12 protein-coding genes are annotated in these 16,825 nt (G+C 72.1%); 6 read left to right on the top strand and 6 right to left on the bottom strand.

What is annotated here, in order from left to right:
• Positions 1–9 precede the first annotated feature (9 nt).
• The 4 genes from iolD to AB0I22_RS13310 all read right to left on the bottom strand — a co-directional run bounded on the left by iolD (position 10) and on the right by AB0I22_RS13310 (position 5,009).
• A complete protein-coding gene (gene iolD / locus AB0I22_RS13325; protein ID WP_363130849.1) occupies positions 10–1,917 on the bottom strand; it encodes a 3D-(3,5/4)-trihydroxycyclohexane-1,2-dione acylhydrolase (decyclizing) in 1,908 nt (635 codons plus the stop codon).
• Positions 1,917–2,837, bottom strand: coding sequence for a 5-deoxy-glucuronate isomerase (gene iolB, locus AB0I22_RS13320; RefSeq protein ID WP_363130848.1), 921 nt, complete (start codon positions 2,835–2,837; stop codon positions 1,917–1,919). Before iolB ends, iolD begins: the two co-directional genes overlap by 1 nt.
• A gap of 66 nt (positions 2,838–2,903) precedes the next feature.
• Positions 2,904–3,791, bottom strand: a complete 888-nt coding sequence (locus AB0I22_RS13315) for a deoxyribose-phosphate aldolase (RefSeq protein ID WP_363130847.1) — start codon at positions 3,789–3,791, stop codon at positions 2,904–2,906.
• A 168-nt stretch (positions 3,792–3,959) separates the two neighbouring features.
• Complete coding sequence (locus AB0I22_RS13310; RefSeq protein ID WP_363130846.1) at positions 3,960–5,009, bottom strand: 5-dehydro-2-deoxygluconokinase; 1,050 nt, start codon at positions 5,007–5,009, stop codon at positions 3,960–3,962.
• A gap of 470 nt (positions 5,010–5,479) precedes the next feature.
• Between AB0I22_RS13310 and AB0I22_RS13305 the strand changes: the two genes are divergently transcribed.
• From AB0I22_RS13305 to AB0I22_RS13280, 6 genes are all read left to right on the top strand, one after another.
• Positions 5,480–6,400 (top strand): sugar phosphate isomerase/epimerase, encoded by a 921-nt coding sequence (locus AB0I22_RS13305; protein WP_363130845.1) that lies wholly within the window; start codon positions 5,480–5,482, stop codon positions 6,398–6,400.
• A gap of 85 nt (positions 6,401–6,485) precedes the next feature.
• Positions 6,486–7,508, top strand: coding sequence for a Gfo/Idh/MocA family oxidoreductase (locus AB0I22_RS13300; protein WP_363130844.1), 1,023 nt, complete (start codon positions 6,486–6,488; stop codon positions 7,506–7,508).
• 160 nt (positions 7,509–7,668) lie between these two features.
• Positions 7,669–8,730, top strand: a complete 1,062-nt coding sequence (locus AB0I22_RS13295) for a Gfo/Idh/MocA family oxidoreductase (protein ID WP_363130843.1) — start codon at positions 7,669–7,671, stop codon at positions 8,728–8,730.
• Positions 8,731–9,049: 319 nt separating this feature from the next.
• Positions 9,050–9,256: a MerR family transcriptional regulator gene (locus tag AB0I22_RS13290; protein WP_363130842.1), complete on the top strand. Its 207-nt coding sequence runs from the start codon at positions 9,050–9,052 to the stop codon at positions 9,254–9,256.
• Between the two features lie 327 nt (positions 9,257–9,583).
• Positions 9,584–9,814, top strand: coding sequence for a heavy-metal-associated domain-containing protein (locus AB0I22_RS13285; RefSeq protein ID WP_363130841.1), 231 nt, complete (start codon positions 9,584–9,586; stop codon positions 9,812–9,814).
• Between the two features lie 92 nt (positions 9,815–9,906).
• A complete protein-coding gene (locus AB0I22_RS13280) occupies positions 9,907–12,267 on the top strand; it encodes a heavy metal translocating P-type ATPase (RefSeq protein WP_363130840.1) in 2,361 nt (786 codons plus the stop codon).
• A 608-nt stretch (positions 12,268–12,875) separates the two neighbouring features.
• Here the strand turns inward: AB0I22_RS13280 and AB0I22_RS13275 are convergent.
• Together AB0I22_RS13275 and AB0I22_RS13270 are read right to left on the bottom strand one after the other, a co-directional pair.
• Positions 12,876–14,165: a citrate synthase gene (locus AB0I22_RS13275; RefSeq protein ID WP_363130839.1), complete on the bottom strand. Its 1,290-nt coding sequence runs from the start codon at positions 14,163–14,165 to the stop codon at positions 12,876–12,878.
• 196 nt (positions 14,166–14,361) lie between these two features.
• Positions 14,362–16,578, bottom strand: a complete 2,217-nt coding sequence (locus AB0I22_RS13270; protein ID WP_363130838.1) for an ATP-dependent RecD-like DNA helicase — start codon at positions 16,576–16,578, stop codon at positions 14,362–14,364.
• Between the last annotated feature and the right edge of the window lie 247 nt (positions 16,579–16,825).

Here is a 16,825-nt window from a genome sequence, read left to right as displayed (position 1 = left end):
GGGGGCGGATCACAACGGTCGACGGCGGGCGGCCGCCCGCCGGTCGTACTCCTCACGGGCCTGCACCGCCGCCGGTCGGGTCGCGGTCTCGGCAACGGGCACATCCCACCACGCCTGCGCTTCGGGCGCGCCCGGCACAGTGTCGGCCGTTTCGGTCTCCACATAGACACAAGTGGGGTGTTTCGCGGCGCGCGCGATCGTAAGAGCCTCACGCAGTTCTTCCACGGAACGGGCCCGGATGACGTCCATGCCCAGCGAGGCCGCGTTGGCGGCGAGGTCGACGGGCAGCGGCGCCCCGGTGTACGTGCCGTCGGCGGCCCGGAAGCGGTAGGCGGTGCCGAAGCGCTCGCCGCCGACGCTCTCGGAGAGGCCGCCGATGGAGGCGTAGCCGTGGTTCTGGATCAGCACCACCTTGATCGCGATGCCCTCCTGGACGGCCGTGACGATCTCGGTGGGCATCATCAGGTACGTGCCGTCGCCGACCAGCGCCCACACGGGCCGGTCAGGGGCGGCGAGCCGGACGCCGATGGCGGCCGGGATCTCGTACCCCATGCAGGAGTAGCCGTATTCGAGGTGGTACTGGCGGCGGGAGCGGGCGCGCCACAGCTTGTGGAGGTCGCCGGGGAGCGAGCCCGCCGCGTTGATCACGATGTCCTCGTCGCCGACGACGGCGTCGAGCGCGCCGATGACCTGGCTCTGGGAGGGCCGGACGGCCGGGTCGGGGGCGGCGTAGGCGCGGTCGACCAGCGCCTCCCACCGCGCCTTGCCCGCCGCGTACTCGGCCTCGTACGCACCGGACACCCGGTGCCCGGCCAGCGCCGCCGTCAGCGCCTCAAGGCCGGTCCGCGCATCGGCGACCACCGGGTGGGCGGCGAGCTTGTGGGCGTCGAAGGAGGCGATGTTGAGGTTGGCGAAGCGGACGCCGGGGGCGGCGAAGAGCGTCGCGGAGGCGGTGGTGAAGTCGGTGTAGCGGGTGCCGACGCCGATCACCAGGTCGGCGGTGCGGGCGAGTCCGTCGGCGACGGCCGTGCCGGTGTGGCCGATGCCGCCGACGTCCGCCGGGTGGTCGTGGCGCAGCGAGCCCTTGCCCGCCTGGGTGGAGGCGACGGGGATGCCGGTGGCGTCGGCGAGCGCGCGCAGCGCGTCCTCGGCCTCGCTGTGGTGGACGCCGCCGCCCGCGACGATCAGGGGGCGTTCGGAGGCCCGTACGAGGCGCGCGGCCTCGGCGAGCGCCCCGGCGTCCGGGGCGGGGCGCGGCACGTACCAGGTCCGGTCGGCGAAGAACTCCTCGGGCCAGTCGTACGCCTCGGCCTGTACGTCCTGCGGCAGGGCGAGGGTGACCGCGCCGGTCTCGACGGGGTCGGCGAGCACCCGCATGGCCTGGAGCGCGGCGGGGATCAGCGCCTCGGGCCGGTGCACGCGGTCGAAGTAGCGGGAGACGGGCCGCAGCACGTCGTTGACCGACACGTCGCCCGCGCCGGGGACTTCGAGCTGCTGGAGGACGGGGTCGGCGGGGCGGGTGGCGAAGGCGTCGCCGGGGAGCAGGAGCACCGGGATGCGGTTGACGGTGGCGAGCGCCGCGCCGGTGGTGAGGTTGGTGGCGCCGGGGCCGATGGAGGTGGTGACGGCGTGCGCGGAGAGCCGGTCGCACTGCCGGGCGTAGCCGACGGCGGCGTGCACCATGGCCTGTTCGTTGCGGCCCTGGAGGTAGGGCAGCGCGCCCTGGGACTCCAGGAGCGCCTGGCCGATGCCCGCGACGTTGCCGTGGCCGAAGATGCCCCAGCAGGCGTTGACGAGACGGCGGCGCCGCCCGTCCCGCTCGGTGTACTGGTGGGCGAGGAACTCCACCAGGGCCTGCGCGACGGTGCGGCGGCGCGTCGCGCCAACGGTCGAAGTCGAGGTCGTGGACTCGGTCATCAGGCGGCTCCGGAGGGGGCAGTCGGCACGGATGAGGCGGACGGTGCGTCGTACAGCGGCAGCCGGGGGTCCATGGGCTGCCCGGCCCAGGTCTCGCGGAGCCACGCGTGCTCGGGGTGGTCGCGGATCAGCCAGGCGCGCTCCTCGCCGGGGCCCGCCATGACGTTGAGGTAGTACAGGGTGTGGCCGGGCGCCGCGATGGACGGGCCGTGCCAGCCGTCCGGGATGACGACGGCGTCGCCGCTCCTGACCTCGGCGAGCACGTCGGTGGTGCGGCCCGGCCCCGAGGGGGTCACGCGCTGGTAGCCGACGCCTTGGGCGCCGTGCGCCTCGGCGATCTCGAAGTAGTAGATCTCCTCCAACTGGGACTCCTCGCCGGGGCGGTGCTCGTCGTGCTTGTGCGGCGGGTAGGAGGACCAGTTGCCGCCGGGGGTGAGCACCTCGACGGCGATGAGCCGGTCGCAGTCGAAGACGTCCGCCGCGCCGAAGTTGTTGACCTGGCGCGAACAGTTCCCGGCGCCGCGCAGCTCGACGGGGACTCCGAAGGCGGGCCCGTAGCGGAACGGCAGCCGCCGCTCGCACCGCGCGCCGGTCAGCGCGAAGCGGCCGCCGAGCTCGCTCGTGATCCGCGCCTCGGCGTCGCGCGGCACGTACGCGAAGTCGCTGACGCCGCTGAACACGTCGGCGCGGCCGTGCAGTTCGAAGGCCAGGGACTCGGCGGCGACAGTGCAGGCCCCGGCCAGCGGCAGCACGATCCATTCGCTATCGCCGGCGGCGAGGGTGTGCGAGCCGCCGGGCGGGAGGTCGAGGACGCGGAGGCTGGAGTGGGTCCAGCCGGCCCGCTCCGGGTCGATGTCGAGGGCGTACGGGCCGTCGGCGGCGGTTCCCGCCGGGAGGTGGAAGGTGCGGGTGACGGTCATGCGGTCAAGTCTCCTGCGAGGGGGCGGCGGGATACAGCGGGCGTCGGCCGCGTCGGCCGGGCGTTTCTAGAGCAGTCCGACGGCGGTGTCCACGGCCGCCGCCACGTCCCCGTCCGCGGGGTAGAGCAGCGAACGGCCGACGACCAGCCCCTGGACGGTGGGCAGGCGCAGCGCCTTGCGCCAGTTCTCGTACGCGCCGGCCTGGCTCTCGGGCGTGGGGCCGACCTCGCCGCCGAGCAGCACGACGGGCAGCGTCGAGGTCTCGCAGACCTGGGCCATGTCCTCGGGGTCGCGGGTGACGGGGAGCTTGAGCCAGGTGTACGCGGAGGTGCCGCCGAGCCCGGCAGCGATGGCCACGGACGTGGTGACGGCCTCCGCGCCGAGGTCGTTCCTGACCTTGCCGTCGACGCGGCGGGAGATGAACGGCTCGACGAAGACCGGCAGTCGGAGCGCTGCCATGGCGTCGATGACGCGGGCGGTGGCCTCCATGGTGGAGAGCGAGCCGGGGTCCTCGTAGTCGATGCGCAGCAGCAGCTTGCCCGCGTCGAAGCGGAGCCGGGCGAGGTCCTCGGGGCGGTGGCCGGTGAACCGGTCGTCCATCTCGAAGGCGGCGCCCGCGAGTCCGCCGCGGTTCATGGAGCCCATGGCGACCTTGCCGTCGAGCGCCCCGAGGAGCAGCAGGTCCTCCAGGATGTCGGCGGTGGCGAGGACCCCGTCGACGCCGGGCCGCGACAACGCCAGGCACATGCGTTCCAGCAGGTCGACGCGGTTGGCCATGGCGAGTCTGCGGTCGCCGACGGCGAGTGCTCCGCGGGCCGGATGATCGGCGGCGATGATCATCAACCGGCCGCTGCCGCCGACGAGCGGGCGGCGGGGGCGGTCCGCGGCGGCCTCGGCGATGGCCTCGGGACGGCGCGCCCGCGTCGCCGCGATATCGGAGATGCGAGTGGTCAAGGGGGTTCTCACTTCCTCGTGCGGGGGCGCGTATGGGCTGGGGGTCCCGTACGGGCTCGGGAGGGGCGGGCTCCGGCGTACGGCCGTACGGGCTTGGGGCGGGGACCCGGCGTACCGCGTACGGGCACTGGCCCCCTCTCCCGCGAGCGAGAGCGCGGCGGGGCCCGGTCAGCGCCCGGCATGCCCGGCGTGCCCGGCATTCCTGGCGAGGAACGCTTCGACCTCGGCGGCGGTCGGCATGGCGGAGGAGCAGGCCAGCCGGGAGGCGACGATGGCGCCGGCGGCGTTGGCGTAGCGCATCGCCGGCGTCAACTCCCAGCCGCTGAGCAGGCCGTGGCAGAGGGCGCCGCCGAAGGAGTCGCCCGCGCCGAGGCCGTTGACGACGTCGACGGGGGTGGGCGGCACCTCGGCGGCGCGGCCGTCGCGGTGAACGGCGAGGACGCCCTTGGGGCCCTGCTTGATGACGGCGAGTTCGACGCCGGTCTCCAGCAGGGCGCGGGCGCAGTCCCACGGTTCCCGTACGCCGGTGGCGACTTCGGCCTCGTCGAGGTTGCCGACCGCGACGGTGGCGTGGGCGAGCGCCGCCTCGTAGTAGGGGCGTGCGGCGGGCGCGCCGCCCTCACTTCCCTCGCCGCCCCAGAACATGGGCCGCCAGTCGAGGTCGAAGACGGTGTGCCGGCCGGGGGCGGGACCGGGGCCGGAGCCGGGGCCGGGGCCGGGGGCGGGGGCGTGCGTGGCGGCGGCGCGGGCTTCGAGCGCGGCGAGGGTGGCGGAGCGGCTGGGCTCCTCGCACAGCCCGGTGCCGGTCATCCAGAAGACGCGGGCGGCGTGGATGGCGTCCAGGTCCAGTTCGTCGGGGCGGATCTCCAGGTCGGGGGCCTTGGGGAAGCGGTAGAAGTACAGCGGGAAGTCGTCGGGCGGGAAGATCTCGCAGAAGGTGACGGGGGTGGGGAGGCGGTCGACGGGGGTGACCCACCGGTCGTCCACGCCGAAGTCGCGCAGCGCCTGGTGGACGTAGTCGCCGAAGGGGTCCGCGCCGGTGCGGCTGACGACGGCGGAGCGGCGGCCGAGGCGGGCGGCGGCGACGGCGACGTTGGTGGCGGAGCCGCCGAGGAACTTGCCGAAGGTCTCCACGCGCGACAGCGGCACGCCGGTCTGGAGCGGGTAGATGTCGACCCCGATGCGGCCCATCGTGATCAGGTCGTACGGCTCGGTCATGGATGCCCCTTCGCGTTCCTGTTCCTCGCGGTCCTTGGCGACGTTCGGCGGTTCTTGGCGCCTTTGGGCGGTTCTTGGCGGCCTTCGACGGTCCTTGGCGCTTCTCGGTGGTTCTCGACCTTCCGGCGGTGGCTACGGCGATGGCTGCGGCTACGACTACGACACGGCTACGGCTACGGCCCACACTTCGGCAGGGCTCTCGCCTGGCACAGGTCTAACGGCGGATTCACCCCCTGTCAACGCTTTGTCCTTACATCCTTACCTTCCTTCGGCGACCCTTGGGAACGCTCTTCGGAAGACCCTCCGGCAGACCCTCCGGCAGGCCCTCCACCCCCTCCCCCGAACAACAAAGTCCTTAAGTCCGTATGTCAGGACGAAGTCTTGACAGCCGCCGGACCGCCGTAGAGGCTGACCGGCGACCCGCCTATGCCTTCCCGGTCACCGCCGACCGGTGAAAGGAGAGCCGCACCATGTCCGCACCTCGCCCAGAAGCAGCCGTCCTGGACCGGATTCGGGTCGGTTCGGCCCCCGACTCGTGGGGGGTCTGGTTCCCCGACGACGAGCGGCAAGTCCCCTGGCCGCGCTTCCTGGACGAGGTCGCCGGGGCCGGCTACGAGTGGATCGAGCTGGGCCCGTACGGCTATCTGCCCAACGAGGCGGACCGGCTCCGCGAGGAGACCGGGCGGCGCGGTCTACGGGTCTCGGCCGGCACGGTCTTCACCTCCCTGCACCGCGGCCCGGCCGTCTGGGACGCGACCTGGGAGCACGTCGCGAAGGTCGCCGGACTGACCCGGGCGATGGGCGCGCGGCACCTCGTCGTCATCCCCTCCTTCTGGCGCGACGACAAGACCGCCGAGCTCATCGAGGACCGCGAACTCACCGCCGAGCAGTGGCGGAACCTCGCGAGCGGCATGGAGCGGCTGGGCCGCGAGGTACGCGACCGCTACGGGCTCGGCATCGTCGTCCACCCGCACGCCGACACGCACATCGACTCCGAGGCGCACGTCGAGCGGTTCCTCGACGCCACCGACCCGGACCTGGTGAACCTCTGCCTGGACACCGGCCACTACGCCTACTGCGGCGGCGACAGCGTCAAGCTCATCGAGACCTACGGCGAGCGGATCGGCTACCTCCACCTCAAGCAGGTGGCCCCGGAGATCCTCGCCGACGTCGTCAGGGACGGGACGCCGTTCGGGCCGGCCGTCGCGCGGGGCGTCATGTGCGAACCGCCGCGCGGCGAACCCGCGCTGGAGCCCGTACTCGCGGCGGCGCAGCGCCTCGGCGTCGACCTGTTCGCCATCGTCGAGCAGGACATGTACCCGTGCGCGCCGGACGCGCCGCTGCCGATCGCCGAGCGCACCAGGCGGTTCCTGCGCTCCTGCGGGGCGTGACCGACAGGCCGGGGGCAACCGCCGGTGACCGACAGGCCGGGGGCAGCCGCCGTTCGCACCGCATGACACCGAACCGAAGGAAGACATGACTCTGCTGGGAACGCTCGGCGTGGCCGTCATCGGCGCCGGCCGGATGGGCGCCGACCATGTGCGCCGGATCAACGACGTCATCAGCGGCGCGCGCGTCGCCGCCGTCGTCGACATCGACCGGGCCCGGGCCGAGGCCGCGTCGGACGGCATCGAGGGCTGTACGGCCTTCACCGACCCGGCCGCCGCCATGGCCGCCCCGGACGTGGACGCCGTCCTCATCGCCTCCCCCGGCCCGGCCCACGAGGCGGCGCTGCTGGCCGCGTTCGAGCGCGACCTGCCCGTACTGTGCGAGAAGCCGCTCACCCCCGACCCGGCCTCCGCGCTGCGCGTCCTGGCGGCGGAGGCGCGGCTCGGCCACCGGCGCGTACAGGTCGGGTTCATGCGCCGCTACGACGCCGACTACCTGAAACTCAAGCGGCTCATCGACGAACGCGCCTTCGGCCGCACCCTGATACTGCACAACAAGCACCGCAACGCCGACACCCCGCCCGGCTTCACCGACGCGATGACGATCCACGACTCCGCCGTGCACGAGATCGACGTCACCCGCTGGCTGCTGGACGAGGAGATCACCGCCGTCCGCGTGCTGCGCCCGGCGGCCAGCGGCGAGGCCCCCGAGGGGCTGAACGACCCCCAGCTGATCCTCTTCGAGACCGCGACGGGCCGGTTGGTGGACACCGAACTGTTCGTCAACTGCGGCTTCGGCTACCAGGTGACCTGCGAGGCGGTCGGCGAGCGCGGCGCCGCCCGGATCGGCGACGAGCAGGGCGTGTTCACCAGCGCCGGCGGCCGCTGGGGCACCGGGATCGCCCCCGGCTTCGTCGAGCGCTTCGAGGACGCGTACGACCGGCAGGTGCAGCGCTGGGCGGACGCGACCCGGCGCGGCGAGGTCGAGGGCCCCAGCTGCTGGGACGGCTACGCGGCGGCCGCCGTCTGCGAGGCGGCCGTACGGGCCCAGGCGACGGCGGGCGAGCGGGTGACCGTGGACCTCGTCGAACGCCCGGCGCTGTACCGCTGAGGGCCCTTCGCCGGACGGTGCCGTACCGCTGAGGGCGCTTTACCGGACGGCGCCATACCGCTGAAGGCCCTTCGCCGGCGCACCGTAACCAGGGCGTCAGCACCGACGCTCCGCTGACCGTCCCCGCCCGTCAGACCGACGAACGTCAGGAGCTCCCCTCATGCGCATCGGTTTTCTCGGCGCGGGCCGGATCGGCTCCTTCCACGCCGCGGCCCTCGCCGGTACGGACGGCGTCGACGAGCTGCTGATCGGCGACGCCGACGCGGGCCGCGCCGCCGTTCTCGCGGACCGTATCGCCGCGGAGGCCCATATCGGCGGGCGTGCGCGGGCGCGGGTGCGGGCTGCCGCGTCGGTCGACGCGGTCTTCGCCGCCGGTGTGGACGCCGTGGTGATCGCCACCGCGACCGCCGCGCACGCCGGCCTGATCGTCCGAGCGGCCCGCGCCGGGCTGCCCGCCTACTGCGAGAAGCCCATCGCCCTCGATCTGCCGGACACGCTCCGGGCGCTGCGCGAGGTCGAGGCGGCGGGCACCCTGCTCCAGATGGGCTTTCAGCGCCGCTTCGACGCCGGGTACCGGGCGGCGCGCGAGGCGGTGCGGTCCGGGCGGCTCGGCCGGCTGCACACCATCCGGGCCGTCACCTCGGACGCCGCGCCGCCGCCGGCGGAGTTCCTGCCGCTGTCCGGCGGGCTGATCCGGGACTGCCTGGTGCACGACTTCGACGCCGTGCGCTGGCTGACGGGGCGTGAGGTGGTAGAGGTCTTCGCGCGGGGCTCGGCGAACGGCGCGGAGTTCTTCCGCGCCGCGGACGATGTGGACACGGCCGCCGCGCTGCTCACCCTGGACGACGGCACGCTCGTCACGGCGACCGCCACCCGCTACAACGGCGCGGGCTACGACGTGCGGACGGAACTGGCGGGCGAGCGCGGCCAACTGGTGGTCGGCCTGGACGCCCGTACGCCCTTCGCCTCCGCCGAACCGGGCGGGCCCGCGGCGCCGGAGCGCCCCTGGGGCGGCTTCCTGGAACGGTTCGGGGCCGCGTACCGGGCGGAGCTGGCGGCCTTCGTACGGGCGGCCGCCGGCGAAGCCCCGAACCCGTGCCCCGGCCGGGAGGCGCTGCACGCGCTGCTGATCGCCGAGGCGTGCGAGCGCTCCCGGCGTACGGGGCGCGCGGTGGCGATGGCGGAACTCACGGCGGAGGTGACGGACCAGGGGGGCCTGTGACGGCCGGGGCGCGGGCTCAGGGGGCAGTCGCGGCCCCAGGGGCAGGGGCGGGCTCGGGCTCGGGGGGCGCGGGCTCATGGACGAGCCGGAAGGCATCCCGCACGCCTCGTGCATCAACGTCCGATTCGTCACAGCTGTCTCGCCCCGGTCACAGCCGTCACGCATACGCGGCCCTTCCGTCACAGGCCGTCAACAGGACCCCTTCGCTCATTACTCAGCGTCGCTCATTGGGCACAGGCTGAGTGATCAAGAGCGGCCGCGCCGCAGCTCCCCCGACGGACCCCCATCCGTGGCTGTGGCACCGCGGAGAGGCGCGAAGATGACCGACCGGAGGCTTTGGTCGTACAAGGAGATCGCCGCACACATCGGCGTGCAGACGGACACCGTACGGTCCTACCGGAAGCACGGACTGCTGCCGCCGCCCGACCAAGTGGAGGGCGGCAAGCCGTTCTGGTTCGCCGACACCATCCGCACCTGGGTGGCCCGCCGCCCGGGCAACCGTTCCCGCCGCGACTCGAAGAAGTGACCAGACCCGCCACCGGCCGATCGGCCCGACCAGCCCCCCGCCCGTCCAGTCCGACCAGGTCAGCCAGCCCGACCAGCCCGTAACCCGCCCCCGGCCCCGTACCGCGCCCTTCCGCGCGGCGCGGGGCTTTCGCGATCACCGGGGCAGTCACCGAGCCGGTCGCCGAGGCAGTCACCGCCCCGACCGCCGGGGCGGTCACTCCCGCCGCACCCGCCGCTTCCCTACGTCTCCCCCCGTGCGGAATACCCCTAGGGGGTATAGTGTTGACCTAGTCAGGAAGCGATGGGCGCGCCTGGAGTGACCGCCCGAACGAGCTGAGGAGAGACCATGACCGCCGAGACGAACACCGCCACCACCGTCTACAAGGTGACCGGAATGACCTGCGGCCACTGCGAGGGCGCGGTGCGCGAGGAGCTCTCCGCCCTCGACGGCGTCGCCTCCGTCGAGGCCTCCGCCGCCACCGGCCTGGTCACCGTGGTCTCCGCCGCCCCGCTCGACGAGGCGACCGTCCGCGCCGCCGTCGACGAGGCCGGCTACGAACTCGTGGGCCAGGTCTGACCGTCCGCCCCGAGGCACCCTCCCCCGCCGGGCCGTACCGCTCAGCTGATACTGCCGCCGCACGGCCCGGCCCTCCTCCCAGGAGAACCGTCATGACCAGCACGGCCCCCGAAGCCACGGTGGCGCACAGCAACCGGGTCGAACTCTCGATCGGCGGCATGACCTGCGCGTCCTGCGCCGCGCGCGTCGAAAAGAAGCTCAACCGGATGGACGGCGTCGCCGCCACCGTCAACTTCGCCACCGAGAAGGCGCGCGTCGCCTACGACGACGGCGTCGAGGTCGGCGATCTCGTCGCCACCGTGGAGAAGACGGGCTACACCGCCGAACCCAGGAGCGAAGCCGAGAACCGGCGGCCCGAGAACGAAGCCGAGGCCGAGTCCGCCGAATCCGCGTCGGACCGATCGGCCGCAGGACAGGGCGGGACCGACAGAGACAAGGGGAACAAGAGGGGTAAGGGAGGCGGCAAGGCCGACGACGAAACGGCCGCGCTGCGGCAGCGGCTGCTCGTCTCGCTCACCCTCTCCGTGCCCGTCGTGCTGCTGGCCATGGTCCCGGCCCTCCAGTTCGACAACTGGCAGTGGCTCTCCCTGACGCTGGCGGCCCCCGTCGTGGTCTGGGGCGCGCTCCCCTTCCACCGGGCCGCCTGGACCAACGCCCGGCACGGCGCGGCCACCATGGACACCCTCGTCTCCATCGGCACCCTCGCGGCCCTCGGCTGGTCGCTGTGGGCGCTGTTCTTCGGTGACGCGGGGATGGCGGGGATGCGGCACGGCTTCGACCTCACCGTCTCCCGCACCAGCGGTTCCTCGTCCATCTACCTGGAGGCCGCGGCCGGGGTGACCACGTTCATCCTCATCGGCCGCTATCTGGAGGCGAAGTCCAAGCGGAAGGCGGGCGCGGCACTGCGTGCCCTGCTGGAGCTGGGCGCGCGGGACGTGGCGGTGCTGCGGAACGGGCGCGAGGAGCGCGTACCGGTCTCCCGCCTCGCGGTCGGCGACCGCTTCGTCGTACGGCCCGGGGAGACGGTCGCCACCGACGGCACGGTCGTCGAGGGCGGTTCGGCGGTCGACGCGTCGATGCTGACGGGTGAGTCGGTGCCGGTGGACGTGGGCGTCGGCGACGCCGTGACCGGCGCGACCGTGAACACCTCCGGCCGACTCGTCGTCGAAGCGACGCGCATCGGCTCGGACACCCAGCTGGCGCGGATGGCGCGGCTGGTGGAGGACGCGCAGAACGGCAAGGCCCAGGTGCAGCGCCTCGCGGACCGCATCTCCGGCGTCTTCGTCCCCATCGTCCTGGTGATCGCGCTGGGCACGCTGGCCGGCTGGCTGCTGGCGACGGGCGACGCGACCGCCGCGTTCACGGCCGCCGTGGCGGTACTGATCATCGCCTGCCCGTGCGCCCTGGGGCTCGCGACGCCGACCGCCCTGATGGTCGGTACGGGCCGGGGCGCGCAGCTCGGCATCCTCATCAAGGGCCCCGAGGTGCTGGAGTCCACGCGCCGGGTGGACACCGTGGTGCTGGACAAGACGGGCACCGTGACGACGGGCCGGATGGGGCTGCACGACGTGTTCGCCGCGCCGGGCGTGAGCGAGCGGGAACTGCTGCGGCTGGCCGGCGCCCTGGAGCACGCCTCCGAGCACCCCATCGCGCGGGCCATCGCGGACGGCGCGATCACCCAGGCGGGCCCACTGCCCGTGCCGGAGAACTTCGAGAACGTGGCCGGGCTCGGCGTCCAGGGCGTGGTCGACGGCCACGCGGTACTGGTGGGGCGCGAGAAGCTGCTGAGCGACTGGTCGATCGAGCTGCCCGCCGAGCTGGCCTCGGCCAAGGCCGCGGCGGAGGCCGAGGGGCGCACGGCGGTGGCCGTGGCCTGGGATGGCGCGGCACGGGGAGTCCTCGCGGTGGCCGACACCGTCAAGGAGTCCAGCGCCGAGGCGATCACCCGGCTGCGGGCGCTGGGGCTCTCCCCGGTGCTGCTGACCGGCGACAACAAGGCCGTGGCCGAGTCGGTGGCCCGTGAGATCGGCATGGACTCCCCGGCCGACCAGATCTTCGCGGAGGTGCTGCCGCAGGACAAGGTGGACGTGGTCAAGCGGCTCCAGAGCGAGGGCCGTACGGTCGCGATGGTCGGCGACGGCGTCAACGACGCGGCGGCCCTGGCCACCGCCGACCTCGGGCTCGCCATGGGCACGGGGACGGACGCGGCGATCGAGGCGGGCGACCTGACGCTCGTACGCGGCGATCTGCGGGTGGCGGCCGACGCGATCCGGCTCTCCCGCCGGACCCTGGCCACCATCAAGGGCAACCTCTTCTGGGCCTTCGGCTACAACGTGGCGGCGCTGCCGCTCGCGGCGGCCGGACTGCTCAACCCGATGATCGCGGGGGCCGCGATGGCCTTCTCCTCGGTCTTCGTGGTGACAAACAGCCTGATACTCCGTTCCTTCACCTAATCCACATAAGTGACACAACACCCACACCCGAGAGCCTCGATCTTCAGATCGAGGCTCTTGCCCTCGTACGCCCCTTATGGCAAGAGACGCAGATCACAACGATCGGGGGGTAACCATTGGCGGGGGTCGCTGGTCTAACCGGGCAGTGCTGCATCGTCTTGGGGGACGATGCCGGCCACGCGTGGCCGGGGCGACGTGCCCGGGGAGCTTTGAGCGGCCCTCCCGTATGTACGCGTCCCGGCAGATCGCGTCAAGGCGTACGCCGGTGCGAACCGGCGTCCAGGCTCCCGGCCGGATCCCGTGGGGGGAATCCGAACCGGGAAACGGGAAGCGCCCCGCTCCGACCCGTGGGGGGATCGGCAGCGGGGCGCTTTCCTTATGCTCCTGGTGTTTCTTGCACAACGGCGCCCAGCAACGTCTCTACGTGCGTAGAGCGACGCGCCGCGCGGCTTCCGGCCGCGCGGCTCCGACGCCGCCACCGCGACACCGGGCGGCGACAGGCCCACGCGGCCCGTACGCAGCCGGCAGCGTCCAGTTCAGCCGCCGCGCAGCGCGGCGGTCGAAGCGGCTGGTCGCAACGGTGGTCGAACTCGCGCGCAGCGCGGTCGTCAGCGCTGCTCCACCGGAATGAAGTCGCGCTCGACGATGCCCGTGTAGATCTGGCGCGGGCGGCCGATGCGGGACCCCGGCTCCTTGATCATCTCGTGCCACTGGGCGATCCAGCCGGGAAGCCGGCCGAGCGCGAAGAGCACGGTGAACATCTCGGTCGGGAAGCCCATGGCCCGGTAGATGAGCCCGGTGTAGAAGTCGACGTTCGGGTAGAGCTTGCGCTCCACGAAGTAGTCGTCGGCGAGCGCGTGCTCTTCGAGCTTGAGCGCGATGTCGAGCAGCTCGTCGTCCTTGCCCAGGGCGGAGAGGACGTCGTGCGCCGCGGCCTTGATGATCTTCGCCCGGGGGTCGAAGTTCTTGTAGACGCGGTGCCCGAAGCCCATGAGCTTCACGCCGTCTTCCTTGTTCTTCACCTTGCGGATGAAGGTGTCGACGTCGCCGCCGGACTGCTGGATGCCTTCCAGCATCTCCAGCACCGACTGGTTGGCGCCGCCGTGCAGCGGGCCCCACAGCGCGTTGATGCCCGCCGAGATGGAGGCGAACAGGTTGGCCTGCGAGGAGCCGACGAGCCGCACGGTCGAGGTGGAGCAGTTCTGCTCGTGGTCGGCGTGCAGGATCAGCAGCTTGTCCAGCGCGCTGGCCACGACCGGGTCCAGGTCGTAGTCGGCGGCGGGCACCGAGAAGGTCATGCGCAGGAAGTTCTCGACGTAGCCGAGGTCGTTGCGCGGGTAGACGACGGGCTGGCCCATCGACTTCTTGAACGCGTACGCCGCGATCGTCGGCAGCTTGGCCAGCAGCCGGATCGTGGAGAGGTGGCGCTGCTTCTCGTCGAACGGGTTGTGGCTGTCCTGGTAGAACGTGGACAGCGCGCTGACCACGGACGACAGCATCGCCATCGGGTGCGCGTCACGCGGGAAGCCGTCGTAGAACCGCTTCACGTCCTCGTGCAGCAGCGTGTGCTGGGTGATCTCGCCCTTGAACGTCGACAGCTCGTCGACGGTCGGCAGCTCACCGTTGATCAGCAGGAACGCCGTCTCCAGGAACGTGCTGTGCTCCGCCAGCTGCTCGATCGGGTAGCCGCGGTAGCGCAGGATGCCCTGCTCGCCGTCGAGGTAGGTGATCGCGGATTTGTACGCGGCGGTGTTGCCGTAACCGCTGTCCAGGGTCACCAGACCGGTCTGGGCGCGAAGCTTGCCGATATCGAAGCCCTGATCGCCGACGGTGCTGTCGACCACCGGGTAGGTGTATTCGCCGTCCCCGTACCGCAGTACTACAGAGTTGTCGCTCACGTCATCCCTCACCGACGTTGTGCCTCTTCTTCGAGGTGCCCTGACTCCCTCTACCTTCCCCCATTTGGACCATGCACGTGCACTCGGGGTCGGCCAAAGGGCCTATACGCGGCACTCAGTGCCGCCTAGCCTGCCCATACTGCCCCCTTCGCCCCACTTGGGGAAACCTGGGGGCACCCAGGAGCTTGTTGAATATTTATGCATTGCGTATGCCACCGCTCAACCGGTGATCCAGCGCGGTGCACCGCTTACCCGCGGAGACCGTTCGCACCGCTTGCCCCAGCGCTTTTCTGGATCCCACCAGCACCACGAGCCGCTTCGCCCGGGTAACGGCTGTATAGAGCAGATTGCGCTGGAGCATCATCCACGCCCCAGTGGTGACGGGGATCACCACCGCCGGGTACTCACTGCCCTGTGAGCGGTGGATCGTCACCGCGTACGCGTGCGCCAGCTCGTCCAGCTCATCGAAGTCGTACGGCACCTCCTCGTCCTCGTCCGTGCGCACGGTCAGCCGCTGTTCCTCGACGTTCAGCCCGGTGACGACGCCCACGGTGCCGTTGAAGACGCCGTTCTCCCCCTTCTCGTAGTTGTTGCGGATCTGGGTGACCTTGTCGCCGACCCGGAAGACCCGGCCGCCGAACCGCCGCTCCGGCACATCCGGCCGAGCCGGCGTGATCGCCTGCTGAAGCAGCCCGTTGAGCGTCCCCGCACCGGCCGGGCCCCGGTGCATGGGCGCCAGCACCTGCACATCCCGGCGCGGGTCGAGGCCGAACTTGGCAGGGATGCGCCGCGCCGCCACGTCCACGGTCAGCCGCCCCGCCTCCTCGGTGTCGTCCTCGGCGAAGAGGAAGAAGTCCGCCAGCCCCTGAGTGATGGGCGGCGTACCGGAGTTGATGCGGTGCGCGTTGGTCACCACGCCGGACTGCTGCGCCTGCCGGAAGATCCGCTTCAGCCGGACGGCCGGCACCGGCCCGCCCTCCGCGAGCAGATCCCGCAGCACCTCCCCCGCGCCGACCGACGGAAGCTGGTCCACATCCCCGACGAGCAGCAGATGCGCGCCCGGCGCGACCGCCTTGATCAACTTGTTGGCGAGGAGAAGGTCGAGCATCGACGCCTCGTCGACCACCACCAGGTCGGCATCCAGCGGCCGGTCCTTGTCGTACGCGGCGTCGCCGCCGGGCTTCAGCTCCAGCAGCCGGTGCACCGTGCCGGCCTCTGCCCCCGTCAGCTCCGAGAGCCGCTTGGCGGCCCGGCCGGTCGGCGCGGCCAGCACCACCTTGGCCTTCTTGGCGCGGGCCAGCTCCACCACCGACCGCACGGTGAAGGACTTGCCGCAGCCCGGACCGCCGGTCAGCACCGCGACCTTCTCCGTGAGCGCGAGCCGCACGGCCTCCCGCTGCTCGGGGGCCAGCTCGGCCCCCGTACGGTCCGCGAGCCAGGCCAGCGCCTTGTCCCACTCGACGGCGCGAAAGACGGGCAGCCGGTCCTCCTCCGCCCGCAGCAGCCGCCGCAGTTGAGCAGCCAGGGACAGCTCGGCCCGGTGGAAGGGGACGAGGTAGACCGCGGTGACAGGCTGCCCGTCGGGCCCGGGCACGCTCTCACGGACCACCCCCTCCTCGTCGGCCGCCAGTTCACCGAGGCAGTCGATGACCAGACCGGTGTCGACCTGGAGCAGCTTGACCGCGTCGGCGATCAGCCGCTCCTCCGGGAGATAGCAGTGCCCTTGATCGGTGGACTGCGAAAGGGCGTACTGGAGACCGGCCTTGACCCGCTCGGGGCTGTCGTGCGGGATGCCGACGGACTGGGCGATCCGGTCGGCGGTCAGGAAGCCGATGCCCCACACATCGGCCGCGAGCCGATACGGCTCGTTGCGCACGACAGAGATGGAGGCGTCCCCATATTTCTTGTAGATGCGCACCGCGATGGAGGTGGAGACGCCGACCCCCTGGAGGAAGACCATGACCTCCTTGATGGCCTTCTGCTCCTCCCAGGCCGCCGCGATCATCTTCGTGCGCTTCGGACCGAGTCCGGGCACCTCGACGAGGCGTCCCGGCTCCTGCTCGATGACATCGAGGGTGTCCGTGCCGAAGTGTTCCGTGATCCGGTCGGCGATCCTCGGCCCGATGCCCTTGATCAGACCGGAGCCCAGATAGCGGCGGATGCCCTGAATGGTGGCGGGAAGCACTGTCGTGTAATTCTCGACCGTGAACTGGCGGCCGAACTGCGGGTGGGAGCCCCACCGGCCCTCCATCCGCAGCGACTCCCCCGGCTGCGCGCCGAGCAGCGAGCCGACCACCGTGAGGAGGTCGCCGCCACCGCGGCCGGTGTCCACACGGGCGACCGTGTAACCGTTCTCCTCGTTGGCGTAGGTGATCCGTTCCAATACCGCTTCGAGCACCGCTTGCTGGGACATGGCACGACAGTACCGCCGGGCCCCGACACTCGTGCGGGCCTGTGGATAACTTCTGAGCGGCGTCGTTCCGCTTCTCTGCCGGACCCCTCTGACCAGCCAATCCGCCGAAAACCCTGCCGTCGCAACCCTGCTGCCGAAAAGCCTGCCGTCGGCAGCTCAGCCTCGGCGCTCAACGGCCGGCGGCGGCGCCGCCGCGGTCCTTCGTCCGGTCGCCGGATCCGTGCGGTCGCCGGATCCGTCCGAACCG

Source organism: Streptomyces sp. NPDC050610 (assembly GCF_040654875.1).
GTDB lineage: Bacteria > Actinomycetota > Actinomycetes > Streptomycetales > Streptomycetaceae > Streptomyces.
Note: the sequence above shows the minus strand (reverse complement) of the source record. Positions and strands in the feature narration are given on the sequence as shown.

Excerpts from the sequence above, each read along its gene's own strand:
- iolD (WP_363130849.1), bottom strand. The coding sequence starts at position 1,917 with ATGACCGAGTCCACGACCTCGACTTCGACCGTTGGCGCGACGCGCCGC.
- iolB (WP_363130848.1), bottom strand. The coding sequence starts at position 2,837 with ATGACCGTCACCCGCACCTTCCACCTCCCGGCGGGAACCGCCGCCGAC.
- AB0I22_RS13310 (WP_363130846.1), bottom strand. The coding sequence starts at position 5,009 with ATGACCGAGCCGTACGACCTGATCACGATGGGCCGCATCGGGGTCGAC.
- AB0I22_RS13305 (WP_363130845.1), top strand. The coding sequence starts at position 5,480 with ATGTCCGCACCTCGCCCAGAAGCAGCCGTCCTGGACCGGATTCGGGTC.
- AB0I22_RS13300 (WP_363130844.1), top strand. The coding sequence starts at position 6,486 with ATGACTCTGCTGGGAACGCTCGGCGTGGCCGTCATCGGCGCCGGCCGG.
- AB0I22_RS13295 (WP_363130843.1), top strand. The coding sequence starts at position 7,669 with ATGCGCATCGGTTTTCTCGGCGCGGGCCGGATCGGCTCCTTCCACGCC.
- AB0I22_RS13290 (WP_363130842.1), top strand. The coding sequence starts at position 9,050 with ATGACCGACCGGAGGCTTTGGTCGTACAAGGAGATCGCCGCACACATC.
- AB0I22_RS13285 (WP_363130841.1), top strand. The coding sequence starts at position 9,584 with ATGACCGCCGAGACGAACACCGCCACCACCGTCTACAAGGTGACCGGA.
- AB0I22_RS13280 (WP_363130840.1), top strand. The coding sequence starts at position 9,907 with ATGACCAGCACGGCCCCCGAAGCCACGGTGGCGCACAGCAACCGGGTC.
- AB0I22_RS13270 (WP_363130838.1), bottom strand. The coding sequence starts at position 16,578 with ATGTCCCAGCAAGCGGTGCTCGAAGCGGTATTGGAACGGATCACCTAC.